This is a genomic window from Cryptosporangium minutisporangium, from assembly GCF_039536245.1.
Taxonomy (GTDB): Bacteria; Actinomycetota; Actinomycetes; order Mycobacteriales; family Cryptosporangiaceae; genus Cryptosporangium; species Cryptosporangium minutisporangium.
Genome location: NZ_BAAAYN010000145.1, coordinates 1 through 826, shown reverse-complemented (window position 1 = coordinate 826; position 826 = coordinate 1). Strand labels below are relative to the sequence as shown.

Here is an 826-nt window from a genome sequence, read left to right as displayed (position 1 = left end):
GCGGCGTCTCTCCTCCCCGCAGGTCGTGAGCTGGACGCCGTTGTTCTTCTCTGAAAGCATGGCCTGCGTGCTCTTCTGTTCCTGGATGGTCGTGTAGTTGTCGAGTATCTGTTGCCCCTGCCACCACAGAATGCCCGCGCTCGAGGCGATCAGTAGCGCGGAGACCAGGACTATGGTCAGCCACGTCTGGCTGATCATACGCAGCATCCCTTTCGTGCGTTGGCTCATGGCTGAGGACAGCTTCCGGTCGTGGTCGAGGATGGCGGCGCTGATTCTCTTCTCGCTTTCGCTCAGTTCCGCTCTGACAGACTTCTCGTGCTCGCTGAATGCGGCTTTCAGCATCTCGCCGGTAGTCTGCTGCTGCGCTTTCGATTTCTGCTCTAAGTCCTTCGCCAGCGTTAAAAGACTGTTCATAGATGGCTCCCTTCAGTCGGATGTTTCGCCCCCCGTCAGGGTCGGCAATGCTGATGCTGCTTTTCGTGGTGCGCACCACCTCAAAACCCGCACTTTCCAGCGCCTCAGTGACGTCCTGACGGGTTTTCAGCTCCCCGGATGAGGCAAGGGAAAGTAGGCCGCGCGTAATCGCCTGGGCGGCTTCCTGCTTCGCTTCCGGCAGCGCGGACGGTGTAACCAGCGCCCGCCGGTTTTCCGGCGCGTTCGGGTCGTGCAGCCCCAGTCTGCCGTTCACTATGGTCTGCCAGGCATCAATGCGCGGACGGTCGGCGCGGTCGTAATACGGCTGGAGACGTCTGCCGGTCAGCAGCTCCGTGTTCGGGATCAGGAAGTTCAGCTCCAGCCGCCCTTTGTCCCGGTGCTCAACCCACAG

Annotated in this window: 1 protein-coding gene; it reads right to left on the bottom strand. The window is 60.9% G+C overall.

The genetic code is table 11. The features are described 5' to 3' along the window. Positions 1–414: MbeB family mobilization protein (locus ABEB28_RS42915; protein WP_345734058.1), on the bottom strand; the 414-nt coding region annotated here is incomplete at its 3' end. Positions 415–826: the final 412 nt, after the last annotated feature.